The organism is uncultured Kordia sp., from assembly GCF_947489565.1.
Taxonomy (GTDB): domain Bacteria; phylum Bacteroidota; class Bacteroidia; order Flavobacteriales; family Flavobacteriaceae; genus Kordia.
In genome coordinates this window covers 225,167-247,558 of the sequence record NZ_CANLEA010000009.1, presented here as the reverse complement: position 1 = coordinate 247,558, position 22,392 = coordinate 225,167, and the positions used below count along the sequence as shown (strand labels likewise).

General features: G+C 34.1%; 20 protein-coding genes. 3 read left to right on the top strand and 17 right to left on the bottom strand.

The annotated features are described in order from the left end of the window. Positions 1-420: 420 nt before the first annotated feature. Positions 421-6,528: an MG2 domain-containing protein gene (locus Q0845_RS14380; RefSeq protein WP_298514466.1), complete on the bottom strand. Its 6,108-nt coding sequence runs from the start codon at positions 6,526-6,528 to the stop codon at positions 421-423. A 318-nt stretch (positions 6,529-6,846) separates the two neighbouring features. Between Q0845_RS14380 and Q0845_RS14375 the strand changes: the two genes are divergently transcribed. Continuing rightward, entirely contained in the window at positions 6,847-7,800 is a 954-nt protein-coding gene (locus tag Q0845_RS14375) for a tetratricopeptide repeat protein (RefSeq protein ID WP_298514462.1), read from the top strand. A gap of 12 nt (positions 7,801-7,812) precedes the next feature. Here the strand turns inward: Q0845_RS14375 and Q0845_RS14370 are convergent, their stop codons facing one another. The 15 genes from Q0845_RS14370 to Q0845_RS14300 all read right to left on the bottom strand — a co-directional run bounded on the left by Q0845_RS14370 (position 7,813) and on the right by Q0845_RS14300 (position 19,393). Beyond that, on the bottom strand, positions 7,813-8,301 hold the full coding sequence (locus Q0845_RS14370; protein ID WP_298514459.1) for a nuclear transport factor 2 family protein: 489 nt from the start codon (positions 8,299-8,301) through the stop codon (positions 7,813-7,815). A gap of 26 nt (positions 8,302-8,327) precedes the next feature. Further along, on the bottom strand, positions 8,328-9,269 hold the full coding sequence (locus Q0845_RS14365) for a DUF3137 domain-containing protein (RefSeq protein ID WP_298514457.1): 942 nt from the start codon (positions 9,267-9,269) through the stop codon (positions 8,328-8,330). After that, entirely contained in the window at positions 9,266-9,835 is a 570-nt protein-coding gene (locus Q0845_RS14360; RefSeq protein ID WP_298514454.1) for a LemA family protein, read from the bottom strand. The genes Q0845_RS14365 and Q0845_RS14360 overlap by 4 nt, the downstream gene beginning before the upstream one ends. A gap of 168 nt (positions 9,836-10,003) precedes the next feature. Beyond that, a complete protein-coding gene (locus tag Q0845_RS14355) occupies positions 10,004-10,315 on the bottom strand; it encodes a type II toxin-antitoxin system RelE/ParE family toxin (protein ID WP_298514452.1) in 312 nt (103 codons plus the stop codon). Continuing rightward, positions 10,303-10,536 (bottom strand): hypothetical protein, encoded by a 234-nt coding sequence (locus Q0845_RS14350; protein ID WP_298514451.1) that lies wholly within the window; start codon positions 10,534-10,536, stop codon positions 10,303-10,305. The genes Q0845_RS14355 and Q0845_RS14350 overlap by 13 nt, the downstream gene beginning before the upstream one ends. A gap of 100 nt (positions 10,537-10,636) precedes the next feature. After that, on the bottom strand, positions 10,637-11,203 hold the full coding sequence (locus Q0845_RS14345; protein WP_298514449.1) for a hypothetical protein: 567 nt from the start codon (positions 11,201-11,203) through the stop codon (positions 10,637-10,639). 1 nt (position 11,204) lies between these two features. Further along, entirely contained in the window at positions 11,205-11,660 is a 456-nt protein-coding gene (locus tag Q0845_RS14340; RefSeq protein WP_298514446.1) for an RNA polymerase sigma factor, read from the bottom strand. Positions 11,661-11,674: 14 nt separating this feature from the next. Then, a complete protein-coding gene (locus tag Q0845_RS14335) occupies positions 11,675-12,073 on the bottom strand; it encodes a co-chaperone YbbN (protein WP_298514443.1) in 399 nt (132 codons plus the stop codon). Between the two features lie 107 nt (positions 12,074-12,180). Next, complete coding sequence (locus Q0845_RS14330) at positions 12,181-12,639, bottom strand: hypothetical protein (protein WP_298514440.1); 459 nt, start codon at positions 12,637-12,639, stop codon at positions 12,181-12,183. 14 nt (positions 12,640-12,653) lie between these two features. Further along, positions 12,654-13,415: a cyclase family protein gene (locus Q0845_RS14325; protein ID WP_298514437.1), complete on the bottom strand. Its 762-nt coding sequence runs from the start codon at positions 13,413-13,415 to the stop codon at positions 12,654-12,656. 15 nt (positions 13,416-13,430) lie between these two features. Beyond that, positions 13,431-14,768 carry a hypothetical protein gene (locus Q0845_RS14320; RefSeq protein ID WP_298514434.1) on the bottom strand — a complete coding sequence of 446 codons (1,338 nt, stop codon included), beginning with the start codon at positions 14,766-14,768 and terminating at the stop codon, positions 13,431-13,433. A gap of 60 nt (positions 14,769-14,828) precedes the next feature. Further along, positions 14,829-15,986, bottom strand: a complete 1,158-nt coding sequence (locus tag Q0845_RS14315; protein ID WP_298514432.1) for a serine hydrolase — start codon at positions 15,984-15,986, stop codon at positions 14,829-14,831. Positions 15,987-16,124: 138 nt separating this feature from the next. Next, on the bottom strand, positions 16,125-17,942 hold the full coding sequence (locus tag Q0845_RS14310) for a glycoside hydrolase family 2 TIM barrel-domain containing protein (RefSeq protein WP_298514430.1): 1,818 nt from the start codon (positions 17,940-17,942) through the stop codon (positions 16,125-16,127). 285 nt (positions 17,943-18,227) lie between these two features. Beyond that, complete coding sequence (locus Q0845_RS14305) at positions 18,228-18,902, bottom strand: hypothetical protein (RefSeq protein WP_298514427.1); 675 nt, start codon at positions 18,900-18,902, stop codon at positions 18,228-18,230. 32 nt (positions 18,903-18,934) lie between these two features. Beyond that, complete coding sequence (locus Q0845_RS14300) at positions 18,935-19,393, bottom strand: hypothetical protein (RefSeq protein WP_298514425.1); 459 nt, start codon at positions 19,391-19,393, stop codon at positions 18,935-18,937. 250 nt (positions 19,394-19,643) lie between these two features. Here Q0845_RS14300 and murC point away from each other — a divergent pair, with 250 nt between their 5' ends. Both murC and Q0845_RS14290 read left to right on the top strand, forming a co-directional pair. Then, entirely contained in the window at positions 19,644-20,999 is a 1,356-nt protein-coding gene (gene murC, locus Q0845_RS14295) for a Mur ligase family protein (RefSeq protein ID WP_298514423.1), read from the top strand. A 98-nt stretch (positions 21,000-21,097) separates the two neighbouring features. Continuing rightward, positions 21,098-21,745 (top strand): hypothetical protein, encoded by a 648-nt coding sequence (locus tag Q0845_RS14290; protein ID WP_298514421.1) that lies wholly within the window; start codon positions 21,098-21,100, stop codon positions 21,743-21,745. 41 nt (positions 21,746-21,786) lie between these two features. On the opposite strand, the gene Q0845_RS14285 is transcribed toward Q0845_RS14290, so the two are convergent. Next, on the bottom strand, positions 21,787-22,392 hold the full coding sequence (locus Q0845_RS14285; RefSeq protein ID WP_298514418.1) for an FMN-binding negative transcriptional regulator: 606 nt from the start codon (positions 22,390-22,392) through the stop codon (positions 21,787-21,789).

Sequence of the window (22,392 nt, the reverse complement as noted above, 5' to 3'; positions counted from 1 at the left end):
GACAATTTGATTTTAAAATTAAACACAGGAAACGTCACTTCGAGTGATTTTCAATAGAAAATAGTATCGAGAAGTACTATGAAAAGAAATTGCTTTTAAAGAAATCTCGACTGCGCTCGATTTGACAATTTGATTTTAAAATTAAACACAGGAAACGTCACTTCGAGTGATTTTCAATAGAAAATAGTATCGAGAAGTACAATGAAAGAGAATTGTTTTCAAGGAAATCTCGACTGTGCTCGATTTGACAATTTGATTTTAAAATTAAAAACACAAAACGTCACTTCGAGTGATTTCGATAGAAATAGTATCGAGAAGTACTATGAAAGAGAATTGTTTTCAAGGAAATCTCGACTGCGCTCGATTTGACAAGTTCATCATCAAATCAACAAATCAACAAATTGTCAAATCAAACAATCACTAATCCACTCTCACGCGAACACCTTCGCTATGGCTGCTAAATTCTGGAGCATACATGCTTTGAATCGTAGAAATTCCATTAGAGAAATCACCTTTATTGTTGACACGTAAGTCGTATTCAAAGACAAAAACTCCTTTTGGTAAATAGTCAAAGAAGAAGTTGGTGCTTGCATCTTTGGTACTTTCATAATAACCCAAACCATCTTGCCATTTGTATTGCGACAATACATTTACAGGTTCAAAACCTGCAGCGCGCATGTCTTTCATATGTACAAATTCCATTGGTCTATCGTTTCGAAGCTCAATACGAACTCGTACCAAATCGCCCAATTCCAGTTTGGTGTTTTCGTCAATTTCCGTAATCACTTCACCAGTGTCATCATACGTACGTTTGAAGAGTTTTTTGCTCAATTTCAATGAAGTTTCTGCCGTAGTAATTTTGTCTAAATCTTCAAAATACTGCCAGTACAATCCGCCCCAAGCGATACCATTTCCTTTTTTGGTCAAAGTAACGGTTCCCATCTCAGGTGTTACTTCATTTCCATTCCAAGACGTTTTAAAATAACCTGTACCAGCTTCTACTTTTACATTCTCTAAAGTCTCAGGCGAAATCTTCTGATTACCAACAGTAACATCTACCATATCCGTTACCGAAAGCCAGTCGCTTCCTTGTAATAACAACGCATACACCGCATCCGAAGTTGCTTTGGTAGTAGACCAACGATTGGTTTGTTTGTGTTTCAGCAGCCAAATCTTTAAATTATCTACCGTAGTGACATCATTTGAAATTTCAGCAAAAGCTTCAATCAATAAAGCTTGCGTTTCAATTGGCGCTTGATACCAATACCAAGACGACGTATTTGCTTTCCAATACATGCCCAATTCGTCACTCGTAATACTATTTTCTTCAAGCGAACGTAAAATGGTGTTTGCTGTTTTTGGATGTTTCATTCGGTGCGAAACCAACGCCATTAAACCTTTGGCATACAAACTACGTTTCAACCAATATTGATCAATTTGCCCTAAATAATAGTCCATAATTTCCTGAGCTTCTTTCGAACTAGGAATATCATCAAAGAAGCTTCGCATGTATAAATAATGCAATTGTGTGTATGACAAATGATCTTTCGATAAATCGACTTTTTTGTTGTATTTACGTATATTTTTGTATTCCTTAATGAACTCTTTGTCAAGATACAAAACAGCTTTTTGTATCAGCTTTTTCATGTTGTTATCTTCGGACTTATAGGCACCAAGCTTTTTTAAATGACCAAAACCAGTAAGAATATGTTGTGTAATGAATCTATTTTCACGTCCGCCAGAAAACCATGGGAATCCTCCAGAACTCGATTGCATTTGTTGCAACTTTTGAAACGTTCGTTTTTCTTCATTTTTCATGCGATTGAGATCGAATAACAACGCAATTCGTTTTTTCTGTTCTGCTTCCGATTGTGCATCGCGAACCCAAGGAGTTTCTTGAAGAATTAATGATTTCAATTCTTGATTCTTCTCCAAATTACTCAACAACGCATCCGAAGATTTCCACTGATTGAAAACCTCTTGAATTCTAGGATTGCTATTTGCAATATGACTCGCCAATGCATTTGCATAATAACGAGAAAAGGTTTGTTCCGAACATTCATACGGATATTCCATTAAATATGGCAACGCTTGAACCGCATACCACGCAGGATTGGAAGTCATTTCCAAACTCAATTTATGATGCTTTAACGTACTAGATTTCGTATTCGCTAGTTTGTCCAAAGTAAACGTTTTGGTTTCGTTGGAACGAATCCACATAGGCAACGTTTCTGTCACCAACATTCTATTAGACAATACAGGCAATGCGTTTTGTTCGCCATCACTAAATTCGCCTGCTTTGGCAATAATAGTGTATTGAACGGCTTGTAAACCTTGCGGAACTTCCAGTGTCCACGAAACTTGTGTATTTCCGTTTGCATCAACAGAAAATACTTCTTTCGGACCACTTGTGCTATCAAACAAAACGGCATCTAAACTAGTTCCATTAATAGGATTTACGAGTTGTAAAGTTGCTTCTCCACTTAAATTCTTTTCAGAGAGATTAGAGATTTTTGTACTGATCACTACTTTATCACCTTCACGGAAAAAGCGTGGCGCATTTGGCAAGACCATCAATTCTTTTTGTGTCACTGTGGTCAAGGTTTCCGTTGCCGAATGTAATTGTTTGGTATGTGCTAACAACTGTACATTCCATTTGGTCAATGCTTCAGGAGTTGTAAAACTGAACGAAACATTGCCTTCGCTATCGGTTTGTAATTGTGGAAAGAAAAATGCTGTTTCGTGCAAATTCTTTCGCGGTACTACCGTTTCTGTTTTGATTCCAACTTCTAAAGGATCTTTCGCATTTAGAACCCCTTTTTTATCGTACACATTACCTCTGTAATAATTAAGATCATTAGCTTCATCAACAGCTGCAACGCTATTGGCAGCCAATGATTCGGTGCCAGCATCGTCATATTCTGCTTCTTCCACGACTTCTCTGGCTATAGGAGAAGCCATTTTTCGTTGCGACATACTTGCAGATTCTAATGCCATGGCTTTTTTAAAACGACCTCGTCTTATATTATGAAAATAGAGTCCAAACCAATTTAAACGATCATACGATTGTGGCGTGTAGCGATACGAGTTATTCTGGGAATCTCCAAAACGTGTGATGCCAAAGCTTTTCCCAGGGTTAATATCTATATAACTGTAATATTGTGGTTTGTGGAAAGGATTAAAATTCCATTTATGCGCTCTGAATTCATCCAAAGAAGCGTCGTACATGCTAGAAAGCATTTCTGCGGCTACTTTTTCACCTTTTGGACCTTTGATACGGAAACTCCATGTTTCTTCTTGTCCAGGCTTTAGTTTATCTCTAAATGTGGCAGTTTCTATCGTTAATTCTGTAGATGGATATTGTACAACTACCAGTATTTGTTTTTCTACATAACTATTAAAAATGGTTCCTGAGCAGTGAATTTTAAATCCGCCTTCATCTTTTTTATCAACAGGAATTCGAATGATTTTTTTACCGTTTTTTAAAGAAACGAGCTGTGATTGTATGATTTTTTTTCCTTTTTCAATATCAACAGTCACGTTCATTTCTTTTGTTGCCGAATTGATGGTCAATACGACTTCTTCTCCAGCTAAATACGCTTTTTTGTCCGTATATACTTCGAGCAACTTGTTATCTGCGGAAACTTTATCTTTTTCATTCCAAACATCCGTATACATCACGTCTTTGATTTCAAAACCATTTTCGTCAATCGTGAGCAATTCGACGATGTATTTTCCAGATTCCCAACGTTTAATTTTTCCTAAGTCTAGTTTGCTGTTGTTTTCGGTGTCAAATGTTTCTTCAAATACATTTTTACCTTTTTTCCATTTCAGATAGTTTTGTTCATCTTCTGAATACGCTTCATGCGGAAATAACTTTTTGAATTCAGTTTCAGCTATAGATTTATAATCTGGAACTCTAAACGGACGTACACGCAATACACGATCTGGCGCTTGCAATTTGTGAATGGTTAGTGTGCCTTTGGCAGGAACTTTTTCGCCATTTAAATTCTTGATGATGATTTCTGCGCTATAGTCACGTTTTGTTGCGTCTAACTTTGTATCCATCACAATTTTTGCATCCAGACTATGATATCCGACATGAACAACCGTTGAGGTACTTCGTGTTTCTCCATTGATATCTGTAACATCTGCGGTGATTTCATAATCAAATACAGGCAATAATTCTTTATCGGCACTTGCATCAGGAATCGCTTTAAAGGTAATTTCAAAATTTCCAGAAGCATCTGTTTTTGTGTCGCCACTTGTAATTTGTTGTGAAGCTGTCTTTAAATATGGTCTTCTCCAATATGCCCAATGTGGATAGCGTGGCGTACGTTTTACGGAATACGTAACTTTAGCATCAGAAATATTACTTCCGGCGAAAGCCTTAGCATTTCCTTTGGCAATCACAGAATCGTTTACCGCAAAGGTTTTGGTAATAGGTGAAAATTCTACTTCAAACTTTGGACGTTTGTATTCTTCCACAGAAAAATTAGTATTTCCAAGATGACCTTTGTCATTTGTAGCTTTGATAGAAAAATTCCCTGTAAGTCCACTATTCGGAATTACAAATTCACCTTTAAGCGAACCATATTCATTCGTTACTAATGTGGCAGTACTAATTTCCTGATAATTGGCATCTAGGAATGTAAGTTTTACTTTTTCATTACTAACAATGGTAGATTTTTTTCCTTCTCTGCGTACCAAAATTCCTTTGAAATGCACTGTTTGCGAAGGTCTGTAAATGCTTCTATCGGTAAACAAGAAAAGTGTGTTTCGCGGATCGGTATTTTCTATACGATTTCGACTGTAAAAATTAAAATTATCAAAATGTGCAACATCATTTTGTTTCGATATATTGATATCCAAATCATAAATACGTCCATTGTGATTGCCAGCTAATGTAGCATTTCCTTTGGCGTCAGTAGTAAGTGTTTGCTTTTGAGTTTTTCCTTTGTAACCTAGTTTGTATGAGATATTAATTTCTTGATTTACAATCGGTGTTCCATCATTTCTATCGGTCAGTTGAAAAATATATCGATCAGCAGTTTTTTTGTGGGTAACCGCAATATTGGTTACTTGTAAAATGTCTGTAGCTAAAAATTTTCTATTGAGTGTTTCTGTTGGCGAAGCGGTAATGATATAAAAACCATTTTTTAATGTTGGAATTGTAACTTCGGTCGTATGTGCATGATAATCATGATCTGTTGGTAAATTGGCATTCCATGAAGCACTAATGGGTAATTTGTCAATGAATTTTACACGTTTTTTTTCATCGTACAATTTGTAATAATTGTCCAATTGATTGTAATTGATTTTACGAACAGAAAAATACAGTTGTTCCACATTTTTATAATTGATAGACATGATTGCATGCTTGTCAATCGGAATCACTTCTTCTGTAGTAATGGAAATTTCTTTTTCTAAAATATCACCTTTGATCTGTTTGCATTTTTTTGCAGCTTCACTTTCTGGGAATTTTGCAATCACAGCATCACATAATTCAACGGCTGTTTTGTAATTCCATTTATATTTTTCTGGCTGTTCAACCTTGAATTGATCGCCAAATTGTTTTTGCAATTGTGCAGTTTCTGCATCGTACATTCCCGAATATGGATGCGACGCATAGGTCGTTTTTTCATTCTGATACGCTTCCATCAATTTTTCTTTTGAATCTTTGAAAGTGGCGTTTTGTTGAACAAATTGTAAGCGTTCTATATTCACATTGATCAGTGCTTCTGGCGATTTGTCATTTAAGTGAAAACGAATTAAGCTTTGATAGATTTGAAGTGCTTTAAATTCTTGCGAAAGTGGATCTTTAGACGTTAAATTGAGTTCTGAAAACAGTTTCGAATCACACAAATATTCTTCATTGTCAATTTCAAAAGTCTCGCTTGGTTTGGTAATAGCACTTTCAGAAGATTTGAGAAATTTTAAAGCATTATGCGCCAAGAAATCATATACTGTTGGGCGGTAAATTTTAGACCCTTTTTGTTGATTAAGTATTGCATCAAATTCTTTTAAGTCAATTCCTTGTAATTGTTCTGAATTTTCGAGAGAAGCTTCTAAAAGGGAGAACACTTCTTTAAATAAAGTGTCTAAATCCCACGTTCTAAAATCATTGGCATCTACTTTTTCTGCAGTTTTGGTACGATTGTAAAATTTATAACGATTCGCTTGAAAGTATTGCCAATACAATTGTCCCAAAATACTTTGTAACATATTTTTGGAAGGAAACGTTTGTGAGGCAATTTCGGCTTTAAGTGCATTCACAACAGTCAATTCTGCATTTTCTTCTAAGGTTAATTGATAGTTAGATTTGTGCAGAAATGCTTTGATGATTTGCGGATTGTTTTGATCGCGTTTGGCAAGGTTGTAAATCTCTGAAACTTTCTCAAAAGCCGATTTGGTCAATCCTTTCTTTTCAAGCGCTGTGACTTCTTTCCATAACTGGGAATACTTTTCTTGTGCGTCTGAGAATTGACTAAATATTACAATCATAAATATAGTGAGGACGTTTTTCATTCGAGTTAAAATTTGTTCACAATGTAAAAGCTATTCTTTCGTTGTTGTTGTATAAAACTTTAAAATACATTTTTACGTATGTAAAGTAAGAATTTTTATAAACAATAGCATTTACTTATAGATTAATATTTTGTTGAATCTCAATTATAAAAACAAAGAGTATTCCAAAAAAGATAGATGGATCGTATTTATTTCTCAAAAATCGTAAGCAAGGAGAGAAGTCAATCAACAAAGCTTTACATATTTGTGTCACAAATGTAAATGAAATAGTATCTTTGAAGTTAGAGCAAATAGCTATTGAAAACAAGAGAAAAACAAATGAAGCATTATTTTTTAGTCCTTTTATGTGTTCCAATGTTGTTAATGAGTCAAACAACTGCCGAAACCGCAAAACAATTATTTGATAGTAAACAATACAGTAAAGCAGAAAGTATTTTAAAAGCCGCAGTAGCAAAATCGCCTAACGATCGCCAATTGATTGAACTTTTAGGTGATGCATACGGTTATCAAGAAAAATGGGATGGAGCGATTGAAAACTATGAAAAATTGGTAAAAATGGACGATTATAGTGCCAATTATCATTATAAATATGGTGGCGCTAAAGGAATGAAAGCTTTGGAAGTCAGTAAGTTTAGAGCTTTAGGTTTGATTGGTGATGTGAAAAGATCATTCAATCGTGCAGCAGAACTCGATCCAACACATATTGACGTACGTTGGGCAATGGTTGAATTGTACATGCAATTGCCTGGAATTATTGGTGGAAGCTATAAGAAATCAATGAAATATGCCAATGAGTTGGAAAACTTATCTAAAGTAGATGGATATTTGGCCAAAGGCTATATTTATGAATATGATGACGAACCAGAATTGGCAGAAGAGTATTATAAGAAAGCGATTGAAGTTGGTGGTTCTGTGACGTGCTATGATAAGTTGACGAGTCTTTATGAGAAAGAAAAGAAGCCTTTAAAAGCCATTGAAAACATGGAGAATTCGCATAAAAAACACCAGCGAAATGCGATGCATTATCAAATTGGAAAAGTGGCTGCCGATTATAATATTCAGTTAGAAAAAGGAGAGAAATGCTTGTATACATACATCACAAATTATACAGCTAAAGACGGCGTTCCTGTATGTTGGGCATATTATCGTTTGGCACAAATATTTACGCATAGAGGAGATAAACAAAAAGCTTTGGAATGGATTAATAAAGCTTTAGCGGAAGAAAAATTAGACCCTTTTACGGAGCATAAAGATAAGGTTTTGAAGATGTAATTGTCGAGATTGTTAATTGCGTTTCTCAGTAGAGGTCACACAATCAATTTTCCACTCTTGACCGTATTTTTTGTAAATCGCGGTCCAAGCAAAATGTGTTTCTCCTTCTACTGTATTTCCTGTTTGGTCTTTATAAGTTACCGTGACAATTTTATCAACAATGGTATATGCTATACTTCCATCATCTGAAAACTTAATTATCGGTTCAGAGACATCATCCCATTTTATAAATTCAACCGCAGAGAAATATCCGTTATAACGGGCTATCGTTTCTTCTTTTTTAGGATGACTAATAATTCCTTTATTTACAGAAATAAAGTTAGCTGACATTTGGTTGGCAAAAGCAATGGAATCTTTATTAAAATGATATGCTCTTTGAGCATTGTGCAATTTTAAAATTTCCTTCTTTTCTTTTTCAGGATCAAACTGCTGTTTTTTAACGCAAGAAGCAAATAGTAATACTAAAGAAATAGCTATACTAAGTTGTTTTGTAGCTGTCATAATTGCATTGTGTTTATGGTTTAAAACTATCGCTTCGTCCAAATTCGCAAATTCAAATCCAAGTCATTGATAATAGCTAAAATGCTATTCACTTCTTCGAGAAAGCGTTCTATTTGAACAAAACTTACTTCATCGTGAATGCTTGCTTCAAACATATCATACGATTCTCGGATAGCAATATATACATTGTGACCTCTGAAAGATAGATATAAGTTTGTGCCAAATCGATCTTCGAGTTCCATAATTCTATGCATCATTTTTGGAGTTAGAATGTATCGAGCTTCTACTTGATCGTCACTGTAGACATTAAAACGATCTTCAAATTCGGGATCTTCTAGTCGTACACGTTTAAAGCGTGAAAACCATTTTCCACCAGAAGAATATACATAGGTTTCGTTGTCAATTTCTTTGTTAAAATCGGCAATTAAAAATAATCCTTTAAAAATAGTGCTATACGAAGTTGTTGTGTTACCATCTTTATCTCTACTCGTATGTTTTTGTTCGGCATGGACTTCAGAAAAGGAGAATGAAGTTGCTTCCAATTTTCCGCTGAACAAGTCTTCACCATTAAACCGATCTGGACTAGAAAAGAGATTGCTAGCTCTAAACATACTTTTTGAAATGTACTGTTTGTCTTCGTAAACAATTCCTGGGAATTTAGCTTCTACGATCGGTTTTAGTACCTCATCTTTATATTTTTGAACCCATTTTCCTTTTAGTGTGGAAGAAATGAGAAACGGAATTGTAAAGATGATAGCAGGCGCAAAGATGATAATGAGAAACATAAAATCATCCTTAAATCGAATAACACTTGTTGATACCAATAATAGAGCTGTAGCAACAATACCAAGATATACAAATAGTGTTGTTTTCCAGTTCTTTTTTGATCGCTTAAAAATGTCCCTTTTAGCAGCTTTGAATGTAGTTAAGAGCGCTGCATATTTACTTTTTACTTCTTCTGAAATCATTCGTTGCCAAATAAATTCGTTATGTTCGGATTGCTTCTTTCAGCAGGATATACATCAAAGAATTCTTCTCTTCTAAAGTTGAAAGCATTGGCAATAATATTGGAAGGAAACTTGTCGAGTCCGTTATTATAATCCAAAACAGAAGCATTATACGCTCTTCTAGAAGCAGATAATTGGCTTTCAATTTCGTTTAAGTTGTACTGAAGATTCAAAAAGTTTTCGTTGGCTTTTAAGTCAGGATAATTTTCAACACTAATATTTAGTTGTTGTAAACCTTGTGATAATTCATTTTCTAAGGAACGTTTTTCAGTTTTATTTAAGGAAGCTGTTCCTAATTTTGATCGTAGTGCAGTGATGTTTTCAAGTAAATCTTTTTCATGATTCATGTATTGCTTTACGGTTGCCACCAAATTTGGAATCAAATCATACCGTTTTTTGAGCATTACATCAATAGAACTTTCGGCATTTTGCACTTGATTTCTTCTTCCAATAAGACTGTTGTACGTAACTGCTATTGCAATTAGAATAACCACAATAATAGCAATGAACACAATAGACATTTCCATAGTTTAATAATTTTAGGTTAGTGTATATTTTACCCTATACGTGTTGTTTTTTGATAAAATGTTTCACATTGCATCAAAATTCTTGATAAAATACATCATTTTTTTAGGATTTGAAATAAAAAAATACAGCTAAACTGAAAGATACTGTTTTATATATGGATAGAGCTTTTATTGTTCTTTTAAGAACTTTAGAAGTTTACTAGCATCTTGTCGATTGTCCCAAAAAGCTATGATAATAATTTTTGAACCTGTTATTTTATAGATGATAGCGTAATGTTTCAAAGAGATAACTCGTGCATTTTTAAAATGAGTTTCTTTTCCAATTTCAGGCTGATTTTTCAGAAGATTAGTACGTTCTCTTATTGCTAGATTTAATTTTTTGGAGTAACTATTACTTTTATTTCTCTGATTCCAATATTCGAATATATAGTCTCTTTGCTTTTTAGCTGAAACTGTCCAAAATATTTTTAATTCATCCATTCAGAATCTTGTTCTTCTATATCTGACTCAGAAATAAGTCTGCCTTCTTCTATATCTTTTTCACTCATCATCAGCATTTCAATTTGATATGAGTCTAAAACAAGTTTTTCTTCTGTGGAAGTAGCACTAAAAATATTTTCTATTGCAGAAAGTAGTTTTTCATTTTTAGTAACTAGAATTTGATCAATGAGTTTATTTTTAATTTTATCCAGCGCCTCCATACTATTTTTTTATTAAAAATCGTGATTTTTATCCTTTCTACCAAAAAAAGAAGTTGGTAAGTGTTTAAAAGAAGGTTTTAGGAATATTACAATTCAAAAATTAATTGTCTACCGCAATAGCATAAATTAAATCGCCAGCATCCCACAGTGTTACTTTGGTATTTTTTTCAGCGATTGCTGTATCAAAATTGAAGTCTTCTTCCTTTTTGAATACATAACAAGTAATCTTTTCTTTGGCCTCGTTTTCAAAACGTAATTGTGCTGCAATCCGATTGTCTACAGAGCAATAATGTCCACCTTTTAATTGGAATTTATCTGTAATTCGTGCGGGCAAACTGATTTTAAAATTGAGGTCAGGCAGTTGTGCATTGAGTTCAGCAACACTGTTAGTTTTAATTTTGGGAGGTGTCTTTTTTTGGTGATTGTATGCGATTTCAGAGGCAAATCCATGTAAAATGTTATCTTGCGAATTAGATGAGAAAAAATACAGGCAGTACAAGCTTGAGGATACCATAACCATAAACAAAAATACTGCCGCGTATTTTCTCACTATTAAACTTTTAAGGAGCGTTTTTTTTCCTTTTTCACTAGTAATTCTCTGCAATTGTTCTGAAGAAAGTGATTGCGTTCCGTAGAGTTCTTTTATTTTTCTTTCTAAATCTTCCATGTCAAACCGTTGTTTCTTGTAATTGTTCTTTTAATTTTTGTTTGGTTCTATGCAAAATAGATAAGATCGTACCTCTAGGAATTTGTAATAGATCTGAAATTTCCTGAGCGGTATACTCTTCAACAGTCGACAGAAATATAATTTCTCTATTTCTATCTGATAACTCCGACAGCGCTTTTTCTAAGATAGGTTCTGTGGTAAAAAGCGGTTCGTAACTTTCTTCTTTTTTAAATTTTATACGCCAATTGAACTTTAGTTTTTCTTTTCTTTTGGTGTCTATATATTGATTTCGAATTGTAGTGATGAGATAGGAAATCACTACTGTTTTTTGTTTTTCTATGACTTTTAAGTAACTACTTTGTACCAAATCAAAAGCATCGTCAGTATCTTTTGTCAGTGACAAAGCATATCTGTATCCGCGATTCAAGATGTCTTCTAGCTCTTGAGAACAAGCCATATATTAAGGTGTCTTTACAAGAATGAACTGATTTGTTGTGCCATTTCTTTGGTGGTTTGCTTTTTTGTCAGCTTCGCTTTTATTTCTTTGGTTTTGCTATCAATCACCAAAAAGAAACCTGTAGCATTATTATTTGCTACTATGTTGTCGATTCCCATGGCAGAAGCTAACAAGAGTGATTGATGTTTTTTGGTATTATTTGTAAAATCTAATTCCACAAACAATGCGGCTTCTCCATCAAATTTGTTGGTTAAGTCTTCTAATGCAGTTCCCATAGCTTTACAGGAGCCACACCAATCTGCATGAAATTTTACAATGACTAATTTGGGTTGTGTAACTTCTTGCGCCTTTATTTCTGTTGGTAGCAATAATAAGCCAGCAATTACACAAAATATAATCGTTACATTCTTCATCTATTGCTTTTTAAATTAAACTATATACTAGGTATACGAACGAAGATGAATTTTGATTGCACGGAAAGTGAAAATATTTTTAATTTTTTATATAAAGATGTAAAATACTAGTTGTGTTTTAAATACGGAACTTCTTTTATCAGTTGTTTTTTGAATGCATTGGCTTTAATTAAAAAAGAAATGGATACCAGCACTCCAAAAACACTCATAAAAAACCAAACATTTCTTGAAAAGGAATGTTTGGTAAGACTAAAAACTGTAGTATCGAGATATACAAACCAATAAATAGCTGTTGGTAATGAAATGATGAGTATGAAAGTAGCAATTCCTATGCTTGTATTTATTTTTTTAAGCTTCTTTTTGTTTCTTTTGATCATTGCAGCTATACGTTCAGAAACAGTTCCATTCCAATAACATTTTGCGCATCTTTCGTTTGTAAAAATATGGAAACAACGCTTTTGTCCATATAAATAATGTGCGCAGTTTGTGCATAAACTTTCCTTTTTGGAAGTCTCTGTAAAATATTCGCTTTTGCATTCTTTACAGGTTGTAATATCTTTTGTCATTCGTTTGTGTTTTGTTATTCCAACATAGCTACCACACGTGCAGGAGCGGCTGAAGCGCCTACAATTTTTAAAGGAAAAACGGCTACTTTAAATCCTGTGTATGGCAAAGCATCTAAATTTACTAATTGTTCCATGTGGCAATATTCTTTGCGTTGTCCTACCAAATGTGCTTCCCAAAATAGTTCTGAATTCCCAGTTTCTTTGGCTTTTTCTAGCATATATGGCAATGGCAAATCCCAACCCCATGAATCAATTCCCATAACTTTAATTCCTTGGTCAATAAGCCATTCTGTAGCTTCAGCACTCATGCCAGTGCCGATTTTATGGAAATCTTTAGTGCCGTTAAATTTATCTCTTCCTGTTTTGATCAACACAATCATTTTTGGTTTGATAGCTAAGTTGTTTTCCGAGAGGAATGTGGTAATATCTTCTACGGTAATTGCATCAAAATCTGCTTTGTGTTTCATGTCAATGACAATACCTTCTCCATAACACCAATCGAGCGGAACTTCGTCAATCGTTTTAGCTTTCTCACCATTTACCGTAGGCGAGTAGTGCCAAGGCGCATCAATATGTGTGGTAGAATGAACGCCCATTTTTTTAATGGTATCATCTGCCCAGCCATCAAATCCTTTTGGAAATAATTTAAAAGGCAGTCCTAAAACTCGAATGAGCCATTTAGCTTTGCGATGTGGTTTATGTTTGATTTTAACTTTCATAAACCAAGGATCGTTTTTGTTGTATTGAATCGGTTTGGAAAGATCGATAATTTTCATGGTTGGTAGTTTTGGTTAGTTGGTTTTTATTTTAATTCCTGCAAGTAAATAATCCGGATTATCGGTTCCGAAAGTTAAAAATAAATACAGATAGTTTTCGTGAAATATGGGAGAAATAAATCCACCTAAATGATCGGAAGTCCATTCGTATGCAGGATATTTATTGTGAATCGTCATCGGATTTACAATCAACGGACTGCGCTTGTCATGAATCCATTCGTCATTTTCTAGCTTCAACAAGCCATATTCGCGATTGAATGAGGTCAAATATTCCGAAGGCAATTCTTCACTGCCTAACAAGATATAGAGTTTTGATTTGTAGCTAATATAGCTTGCATCATCTGCTTTTCCGCGAATGTATCCTGTTTCATTTTTGGCTTTTTGAATGATTTTGGAAGAAATGATTCCTTTGTTTTGATTGAATGCTTTGAGAATGTTTTTTGTAGTAATTTCATGAACTTCAGATTCAATAAAACGTTTGCTTCTTCTGTGAAATAATACTCTAAAAATACCTTTATGTTTTGTGATTGCTAGTGGAAAACTGTTTTGAGTTTCGCCGTACCATTCTGGAATTTTAATTTCTTGTGGCGCTTGTACGATTTCTAATTTTTCGTTCAGCATCATATACGCGGAAGTATAATTTCCATTGGGCAATTCAACACCAAGTAAGACTATATAGTTCCCGTTTTTCAACTGTAGTGGATTTCCTGTGCTGAATACATTTCCTGTCTTTTTTGCGAATGGAATTTGTGATGTATCCAATATTTTATGCTCTTGAAACGACCAATTTTCCAAATCAGAACTTGTAGCATAATAGATAGCTCTTGTTGCATGTGCGCCAAAAACGACAGGCGTTAGCAATACATAATCATTTTTACCTCTTTTAATGATTCCGCCTGCTTGAATATAATTGATGCGATCGTCTTTTATATAGGTTGGATAGTCTTTAAATAACGGTTGGTTATTGATAATTGTATAGTTGATAAACGGATTGAAAAACTCCAAAGTTTCGCCTTCGTCCATGTTAAAAACACCTGCGTAGGTTTCGCCAAGTGTAATCCAACCACTTTCTACATCAACCTTTAAAATTTCAACTATGGTAGACGCTTCTTCACTTTGCGTAATAAACCACGATTGCTTTTCAGTGGCTTGTACGAGTAGATTCTGTAAGTGTTGATAATTTGTTTTGATGCGATTGTTTTCTTCATCAATCTCAATAATATGAATCGGATTTGCGCGTGCAATATTACTTTCTGTATCTGAAATCAAGCAATTGGCAAAGATGTCATTCAAGTCTTGTGCTTGTAATGAAAAGCAAAGAAATGTATAGAAAAGTAATAACAATTTTTTCATAAAGAATTTAAAATGAGTTGTATAGAAAAGGAGAAAAGGTATTCATAGATTTTCTTCTAATTATTGAGCCTTATCTAGCCAATTATTTTTCTCTAATATAGTAATTGAGTTTAGTACTAATTTTCTGAAATCTGTTAATGGTCTATTAAAAAGCCCAACAAGAAGAATGTTTTTTTCTGGTATTTTAATATGAAATGCTCTAAAGCCTCCTTGAGAACCAGTATGATACACAAAATCAACTTCAAAATTACTTTTATTTTTTAATAGTGTGTGTTCGCCGGTAAACCAACTATATCCAACATACGGAGCTGATGTTTCAGACCATTCTTTAGGATGAAAGACGGTTCTAGACTCATTGATCATTTCCTTAGACAGAAATATATTGTTTTGAATAGCTTCTTCATATTTTGCGAGATCTAACACAGAGGACCAAATACCTCCATTTCCTGCGGCAGCAAAAGTAGGTACTTCTCCATAATCATATTCATAATACGAACCATAATAAATACTATCTCCCTCAGTATAATAATTGTCATATCCATGAGCAACGCCAGATTCAGGATACGAACCATTAGTTATCTTACTATGTGTCATTCCAGATGGCTTAAATATGTTATTCTTAATAAAATCTTGCCAAGGTTTATTCGTTATTTGCTCAATGATTAATGCTAATCCGTTATACGATGGATTTGAATAATCGAATTTTGCTCCAGGCTCAAAGTTTAGGCTATCTGCTTGCTTTAAAGGGGCAAAATTTGCCGTATCCTTCGCCGTAAGGTAAAAATCGGGGTTCTCCCTTACTTTTCGAATATCTGGCAATCCAGATGTATGTGATAACATATGTTTGATAGTTACTTTATCAGCAAGTTCTTTATTCTTGAAATCATTGAAGTATTTGGACAGACTGTCATCTAACGAAAGTGAATCTCTCTCATTAAGTATAAGAATTCCATTTGAGACAAATGTTTTTGAAATTGAACCCGTATTGAAAATCGTATTTTCAGTAATCTTTTCTTTGGTTTCCAAATCAGCCAATCCATAACTTTTTAAAAATGCTATTTCCTTTCCTTTTTTTATCAATATAGAACCTCCAGGTTCATCCTGAGAAAATTCATTTTCATACAATTCATTGAGTTGAAATTCTAAATTGTCACTAGTGACTTTCTCAGAACACGAAATTACAGTAATGCAGATTGCAAATAATAAAATATATTTCATTAGGATTAAAAGTTTGAGTTGTAGTATCAGTCATTGTAACTGTCACACAAGTGAAAGGTATTAAATAATTGAAAACTTCACTACAGATAAAGTGAAAAACTCGTAAGAAGAATTAGTTAAAGACGATATTCGCTGGTATCACTCAAAAACTACTTCGTCAATATAAATAGTCTGTGGAAAACCAAAGCTGCTAGAAAAGAGTACCAAACCAGAACGAATGCAACTTAAGTTTTCACGTTTGATTTTGAAGGTGTATTTTTTCCATTCACTAGTTAATTCTAGTTTTTTTGATTTTTTGGAAGTATCAGGAAACGGTTTGTCGTTGTCAATGAGTCCAAAACCAATGGTGGCAGTAACTCCATCGCGATCAGCTTTTGCCCAAAACGAGAACTTTTTGGCACCTTCTATTTCATAACCGCCAAGTGTTGTTCCCCAATCATTTTTTGGATCAACAAAGGCGAGTCCGTACCAACCACTTCGTTCTTTATAATCTATTTTGATGGCATAGCTTCCAGAATGGACTTCGTCTGTGCTTTGTGTGTCAACAGTCATTACTTTGTAATTTCCCATGTACCCAGTTGGTATGTATGGCAAATCGTTTCCATCTTTGTATACATAAAAAGGAAGATTGACTTTTGGAACCAAATACTTTCTGTTTTTTGCTTCTTTGTCGGTCACCGTAATTCCTGTAGAAGCAATTCCAACATTATTGAACGTATCTTGCACGTTGACATATACTTTAATATTTCCATGTTCTTTTGGAATTTCAATTTCAAATCCATCTGCAAGTGAACCTCTGGAATTCAGTTTGTTGATTTGACTTCTGCGTTTGCGACTTCCTGTATTTTGATTGTAATAAAAGCGTACGTCTACATCTTCATTTTCAGCATCTGAAACCTCTAACGTAACTGGAATCCAAGTTGTACTTTGTAGTGTTGTATCTGGTAATTCAAAGCTGTTGATTTTAGGAATGGCATTCGTCGGTTCTTGTCCAGTATAAGCTTTGCGAATTCCCCAATAGGTTGGACGATACAAACCTCTGTGATGTGTAAATAACCAAGGAGATGCATATTCGTTGCCGTCGCCATAATGAAAGACGTATACACCTAAGCAATTCGATTTATTTTTAATCCAGTTATTGTAACCATCAACAATCGTAGTATATTTTTCTTCGTCAGAAGGTTCTACTTTAAAACCATTTTTGAAGTCCTTAATATCCCATTCGCCAGTGACATTAAACTCGGTTATAACATACGGTTTGTCAATATTTCGTTTTTGTAATTCTTCTTGAAGAAAATTAGCGCCAGCACCATAACAGTTGATACCATAAATATCGATTGATGGAACATGTTTTTCCCACCATTCCAAACCAAATGTCCATGCTTCCGTAGAAGAAATAAGATGGTTTGAATCTATTTTTTTGATGTGACTACATACACGTTCTAAAAACTTGGAATACGCTTCTTTTTCAGCATCTGTTGCCATATTAAGATAGACTTCATTTCCAATGCCCCAAGTTAACACGGCAGGATGATCTTTATACATTTCTACCACTTTGATGGAAGTTTTATACATTACTTCCATGCCTTCGGTATCTTTTAAATAATCGAAACTATCATCATCTTCCATGCCTGGTCGCCCATGTCGCATCCAAATACCAATCATAACTTTGATGTTGTATTTTTCGGCAGCATCTAAAAGTTTCTGAGTGTTTTCTCCAGTTGCCCAAGTACGAATTGTATTGACACCAAGTGCTTGTAAGTCCTTAAAATAGCGATCGTAATTTGCTACGTCGTTTTCGCTTCCAAACGTAACACCTTTTATGTCAAAAGACTTTCCGTCAACTACTAAATTCCAAATGGAATCTTTTTTTTCAATTGTTACTTGTGCATTCGCCATAAAACAACAAAAGTAGAGTAGGAGTATCGTAATGATAGAAGTATTTGTTGTTTTCATAGATCGAAAAGTTATAAAAGTTCGCTTCTATAAAAATACGACTTATTGCTGACTTTTCTTGGGAGGTTTCCCAAATCCCCACACAAAATATAAAGCGACAAAAAAATAGATGATAATACTCGAAACTTCGAATTTATATTCTAATACGAATTGCATGATTGTAAATATTAGCGTCATAAGACCAACAGTGCGCAAGGTCCAACTATTTTTAAGGAAGTTGATAATTTCTTTCATGGTAACGGTTTTAGTGTATAAATTAGTTGTTGTATAGTATCGTTTGTTACACTATTTCCAAAATTTCCAAAACGACTTTTTAGAAACTTCTTTTTTTTCAGGTGAATGCTCTTTTTGTATAATGGAAAATACACGATTGTAGTTATAGTCAATACCGTCGTATGCTTTTTGCCAATTGATGTTTAAAATTTTAATGCGCGTTTCAACAGAATTATTCCATGAGGTTTGAAAATTATTTTCTTGGAGTAATTCTATAATTCTATTGGCAATCTCAAGCGCAACTTCATCATTAAAATTTACACTGTCAAACCCTATGAATAAGACTTCTTCTTCCATAACGCGTTCTGCATCTTGCGTATGATAATAGCAATATCCTTTTGCCTGAATGCCCAAATTGCTGAGTTCATCTATAATTTCGCGACAATCACCTTCCGCATCTTGTCGTGTATAACCTGCTCTGTGAAGACTTACAATTTTTTCTTTGTTGAGTTGATCAAATACAGAGACAAGTCTGTCAAAATCTGTTGGCTTTTGCCATTGCTGACTTGTCTTTTGATGATGCGTAAACTGTTTTCTAATCTCTGCATTGAGCCAATCAGAATCAAAATTTTCTACATCATAAAATAAATCCTGAATAATTTCTGCAATGGTAGCTTCATCATAAAAACCCAAAAGAATTTCTTTTTGAATTTGTGCTAATGCTTCGTCTTTTATAGCTTGTGTCAAGAAAGTTTATTTTAAATTAATTTACAGATATATTATTCTTTAATTCTACTTTTTAAGTAATTCAAATATAAAAATAGACCTGCTAAAGCAAAAAACACAAATTTTAAAATGATTAAGAAGGTTTTCATTCCGCTTATGCTAGAAGAATGTTTAAAATAGTATAAAACAGATTCTATATCAATCCAAAATATACAAGCAATTAGAATGCTAATACCAATTTTTCCAAATAATAAATTTAGGTTTTCTGTATGTGTAAATGCTTTTCCTTCTCGTTTGGTTAAGAATGCTTTTTTGAAAAAGATCATTTCTAATAAAACTCCCAAAACCCATGAAACTGAAGTTACGATTAAAAATATAGTAAGACCTTGCCCTGTTGAAACACCTATAAATGTGCTCAGCACAAAGAAGAGAATTAATCCTGGTACAAAGTTAAGTATGAATTTATCGAGTAGGATGTCATTAAAAAATGAATTGATCTTATTATTGTCCATGATGGTATTATTAGTGGTTATTTTCTTAGTTAGAATTGATTCTCTTCTTTAAAAGTAAGAAATTACAATGTAAGTATGGAGATTAACTGTCGGTAATATGGAATGGTATAGAAAATAATCATGATATATTGTGATGAATTCAGTCTGAAGCTTTGATTTTATAAAACATATTAAAAATGGAGTTTCACAAATTAAAATTCCCAAAAAACAAAAAAGCGGTTTATCTTTACATTTTAGAATTCTACAAAACATGCGAATACATTTTATAGCAATTGGCGGAAGCGCAATGCACAATTTAGCACTAGCTTTACATGCCAAAGGATACCAAATTACAGGAAGTGATGATGTGATTTTTGAACCTTCAAAAGGACGATTGGAAGCAAAAGGATTGTTGCCAGAAACGTTTGGTTGGTTTCCAGAAAAAATTACCACCGATTTGGATGCTATTATTTTGGGAATGCACGCAAAGCCTGATAATGCTGAATTATTGAAAGCGCAAGAATTGGGCATTACTATTTATTCGTATCCAGAGTTTTTGTACGAGCAATCAAAATACAAAACACGTGTGGTTATTGGTGGAAGTCATGGAAAAACAACCATTACTTCGATGATTTTACATGTGTTAAATTACCACGATATTGCGGTCGATTATATGGTTGGAGCACAATTGGAAGGATTTGATACGATGGTGCATCTGACGGAAGAAAATGATTTTATTGTGTTGGAAGGTGACGAGTATTTATCATCTCCTATTGACCGTAGACCAAAATTTCATCTGTACAAACCAAATATAGCTTTGCTCAGCGGTATTGCTTGGGATCATATCAACGTGTTTCCAACCTATGAAAACTATGTAGAACAGTTTCAAATATTTGTAGATTCTATTACCAAAGGAGGAAGCATCAATTATAACGAAGAAGATGCAGAAGTTGTAAGAGTTGTAGAAGCTTCCGAGAATCCAATTCGTAAGCTAAGTTACAAAACACCAAAGTATACGATAGAAAACGGAGAAACCTTACTAGAAACTCCAGATGGTTTAATGCCAATAGAAGTATTTGGAAAACATAACCTCAACAATCTTGCAGGTGCCAAATGGATTTGCCAACATATAGGTGTTGATGAAGACGATTTTTATGAAGCTATTTCAACATTTAAAGGAGCTAGTAAACGTTTGGAAAAAATTGCAGAGAAAAATTCTACCGTAGTATATAAAGACTTTGCACATTCGCCAAGTAAAGTAAAAGCAACCACACAAGCTGTCAAAGAACAATATACAGATAGTACTGTATTTGCCTGTTTGGAATTACATACTTATAGTAGTTTGAATGCTGAGTTTTTAAAAGAATACAAAGGTGCTTTAGACGCAGCAGATAAAGCAGTTGTGTTTTATTCGCCACATGCGGTAAAAATCAAACAATTGGATGAGGTTTCAGAAGCGCAAATTGCAGCAGCTTTTCAACGTGATGACCTCATTATTTACACAGATCCAGCAAAATTTAAAGAATATTTATTCAGTCAAAACCTAGAGAACACGGCAGTATTACTCATGAGTTCTGGAAATTATGGCGGTTTAGATTTGAATGAATTTACAGAACAGATACACTAAAATAAAAAAAGCTACGTTTCCAATATATACGAACCATTAAAACCAACGCGCATATTTCATAATTACTTTTTTACTAAAACCAATAAAATCGACTAATTATGAAAAATCACCTTTTCTTAGCGTGTCTTGCGCTAACAATGTGCTTCATTTCCTGTTCCAATGATGATGAAATTCCTGTTGAACCCGAAGAAAGCTTTTATGGCTTACGTGTGGGGAATTCTTGGGTATATCAACACTTTCGTAGAGAAAACTCACAATCCGAAATCTTTAATGACACTGGAGTTATTGATTCTGTTCAAATTACAGGAACAGAAATCATAAACGGGAATGAGTTTTTTAAATATCGCATTCGCACTTCTGGAAATGAAAACAACATCGCTTTTTGTTCGCCAAATGGAGAACGCTTCGAGTATTTACGAGACTCTCTAGGCTTTTTGGTGAATGAATTTGGAAAAGTACAATTCTCCACCGAAAGCACCGAAGAGTTTCGATACAACAATAGCGATTCTTTCTTCATGTACACAGCGCGTGGCGAAGAAAATGAAATTATTGCAACGCCCGCAGGTGAGTTTGATAGTGAATATATGAAAGTATATGCACGTCCGCAACCTGGCGAAGTTCCACATCCGGGACTTGACAAATATTATTATGTACAAGGTGTTGGAAAAGTGTTTAATACACTGTCGTTCATCAGTACAACCATACATACCATGGAACGTCGTTTGATCTCTTACGATGTCCAATAAAATGATTTACTTTAAGTAACTTGTATAGAAGTTAGTGTTATCTATACGATGTTGTCGAGAAAAGCCGTAATATCCTTGCGGCTTTCTTGTATTAAAACCTCTTTGGCAAGCTTTGTATCTTTGGGCAATTTGTCTTGCGATAACTTAAACTTACCTTCCCAAGAAGTAATTTCTAATTTTACGCCAACAATATAGTCTAACAAGGCTTGAGCTCTCGGATTTTCCTTGTCTAATACATACGGATGCTCAGAAGTTTCCAAAACGGAAGTCATGTGTGCAATAGAAGCAATGACATCGTCATTATTTGAAATTCGTGTAGCTTTCGCCGAAATATGTACTTTCACATAATTCCACGTCGGAAACTGTGTTGTGCTATACGTATTTGGAGAAATATAGCAATTAGGCCCGTGAAATATCGCTTGCGCGGGAATGTGCTCTTGTAACAATTCAATATGCGGATTAAACTTATCTACATGGCCAATCAAAGTGCCAAATTCACCTTCTGAAGCATCGTATATCAGTGGAAGATGCGTGGTGAAAATTTCACTGTCTTTTGCCGAAATCAACGTCGCTAACGGATATCGTTTGATCGTTTCAACAATATTCTTAAAATCAGTTTCCTGATGGTGTTTTGGAGGATAGTTCAT

Excerpts from the sequence above, each read along its gene's own strand:
- Q0845_RS14380 (WP_298514466.1), bottom strand. The coding sequence starts at position 6,528 with ATGAAAAACGTCCTCACTATATTTATGATTGTAATATTTAGTCAATTC.
- Q0845_RS14375 (WP_298514462.1), top strand. The coding sequence starts at position 6,847 with ATGAAGCATTATTTTTTAGTCCTTTTATGTGTTCCAATGTTGTTAATG.
- Q0845_RS14370 (WP_298514459.1), bottom strand. The coding sequence starts at position 8,301 with ATGACAGCTACAAAACAACTTAGTATAGCTATTTCTTTAGTATTACTA.
- Q0845_RS14365 (WP_298514457.1), bottom strand. The coding sequence starts at position 9,269 with ATGATTTCAGAAGAAGTAAAAAGTAAATATGCAGCGCTCTTAACTACA.
- Q0845_RS14360 (WP_298514454.1), bottom strand. The coding sequence starts at position 9,835 with ATGGAAATGTCTATTGTGTTCATTGCTATTATTGTGGTTATTCTAATT.
- Q0845_RS14355 (WP_298514452.1), bottom strand. The coding sequence starts at position 10,315 with ATGGATGAATTAAAAATATTTTGGACAGTTTCAGCTAAAAAGCAAAGA.
- Q0845_RS14350 (WP_298514451.1), bottom strand. The coding sequence starts at position 10,536 with ATGGAGGCGCTGGATAAAATTAAAAATAAACTCATTGATCAAATTCTA.
- Q0845_RS14345 (WP_298514449.1), bottom strand. The coding sequence starts at position 11,203 with ATGGAAGATTTAGAAAGAAAAATAAAAGAACTCTACGGAACGCAATCA.
- Q0845_RS14340 (WP_298514446.1), bottom strand. The coding sequence starts at position 11,660 with ATGGCTTGTTCTCAAGAGCTAGAAGACATCTTGAATCGCGGATACAGA.
- Q0845_RS14335 (WP_298514443.1), bottom strand. The coding sequence starts at position 12,073 with ATGAAGAATGTAACGATTATATTTTGTGTAATTGCTGGCTTATTATTG.
- Q0845_RS14330 (WP_298514440.1), bottom strand. The coding sequence starts at position 12,639 with ATGACAAAAGATATTACAACCTGTAAAGAATGCAAAAGCGAATATTTT.
- Q0845_RS14325 (WP_298514437.1), bottom strand. The coding sequence starts at position 13,415 with ATGAAAATTATCGATCTTTCCAAACCGATTCAATACAACAAAAACGAT.
- Q0845_RS14320 (WP_298514434.1), bottom strand. The coding sequence starts at position 14,768 with ATGAAAAAATTGTTATTACTTTTCTATACATTTCTTTGCTTTTCATTA.
- Q0845_RS14315 (WP_298514432.1), bottom strand. The coding sequence starts at position 15,986 with ATGAAATATATTTTATTATTTGCAATCTGCATTACTGTAATTTCGTGT.
- Q0845_RS14310 (WP_298514430.1), bottom strand. The coding sequence starts at position 17,942 with ATGAAAACAACAAATACTTCTATCATTACGATACTCCTACTCTACTTT.
- Q0845_RS14300 (WP_298514425.1), bottom strand. The coding sequence starts at position 19,393 with ATGGACAATAATAAGATCAATTCATTTTTTAATGACATCCTACTCGAT.
- murC (WP_298514423.1), top strand. The coding sequence starts at position 19,644 with ATGCGAATACATTTTATAGCAATTGGCGGAAGCGCAATGCACAATTTA.
- Q0845_RS14290 (WP_298514421.1), top strand. The coding sequence starts at position 21,098 with ATGAAAAATCACCTTTTCTTAGCGTGTCTTGCGCTAACAATGTGCTTC.
- Q0845_RS14285 (WP_298514418.1), bottom strand. The coding sequence starts at position 22,392 with ATGAACTATCCTCCAAAACACCATCAGGAAACTGATTTTAAGAATATT.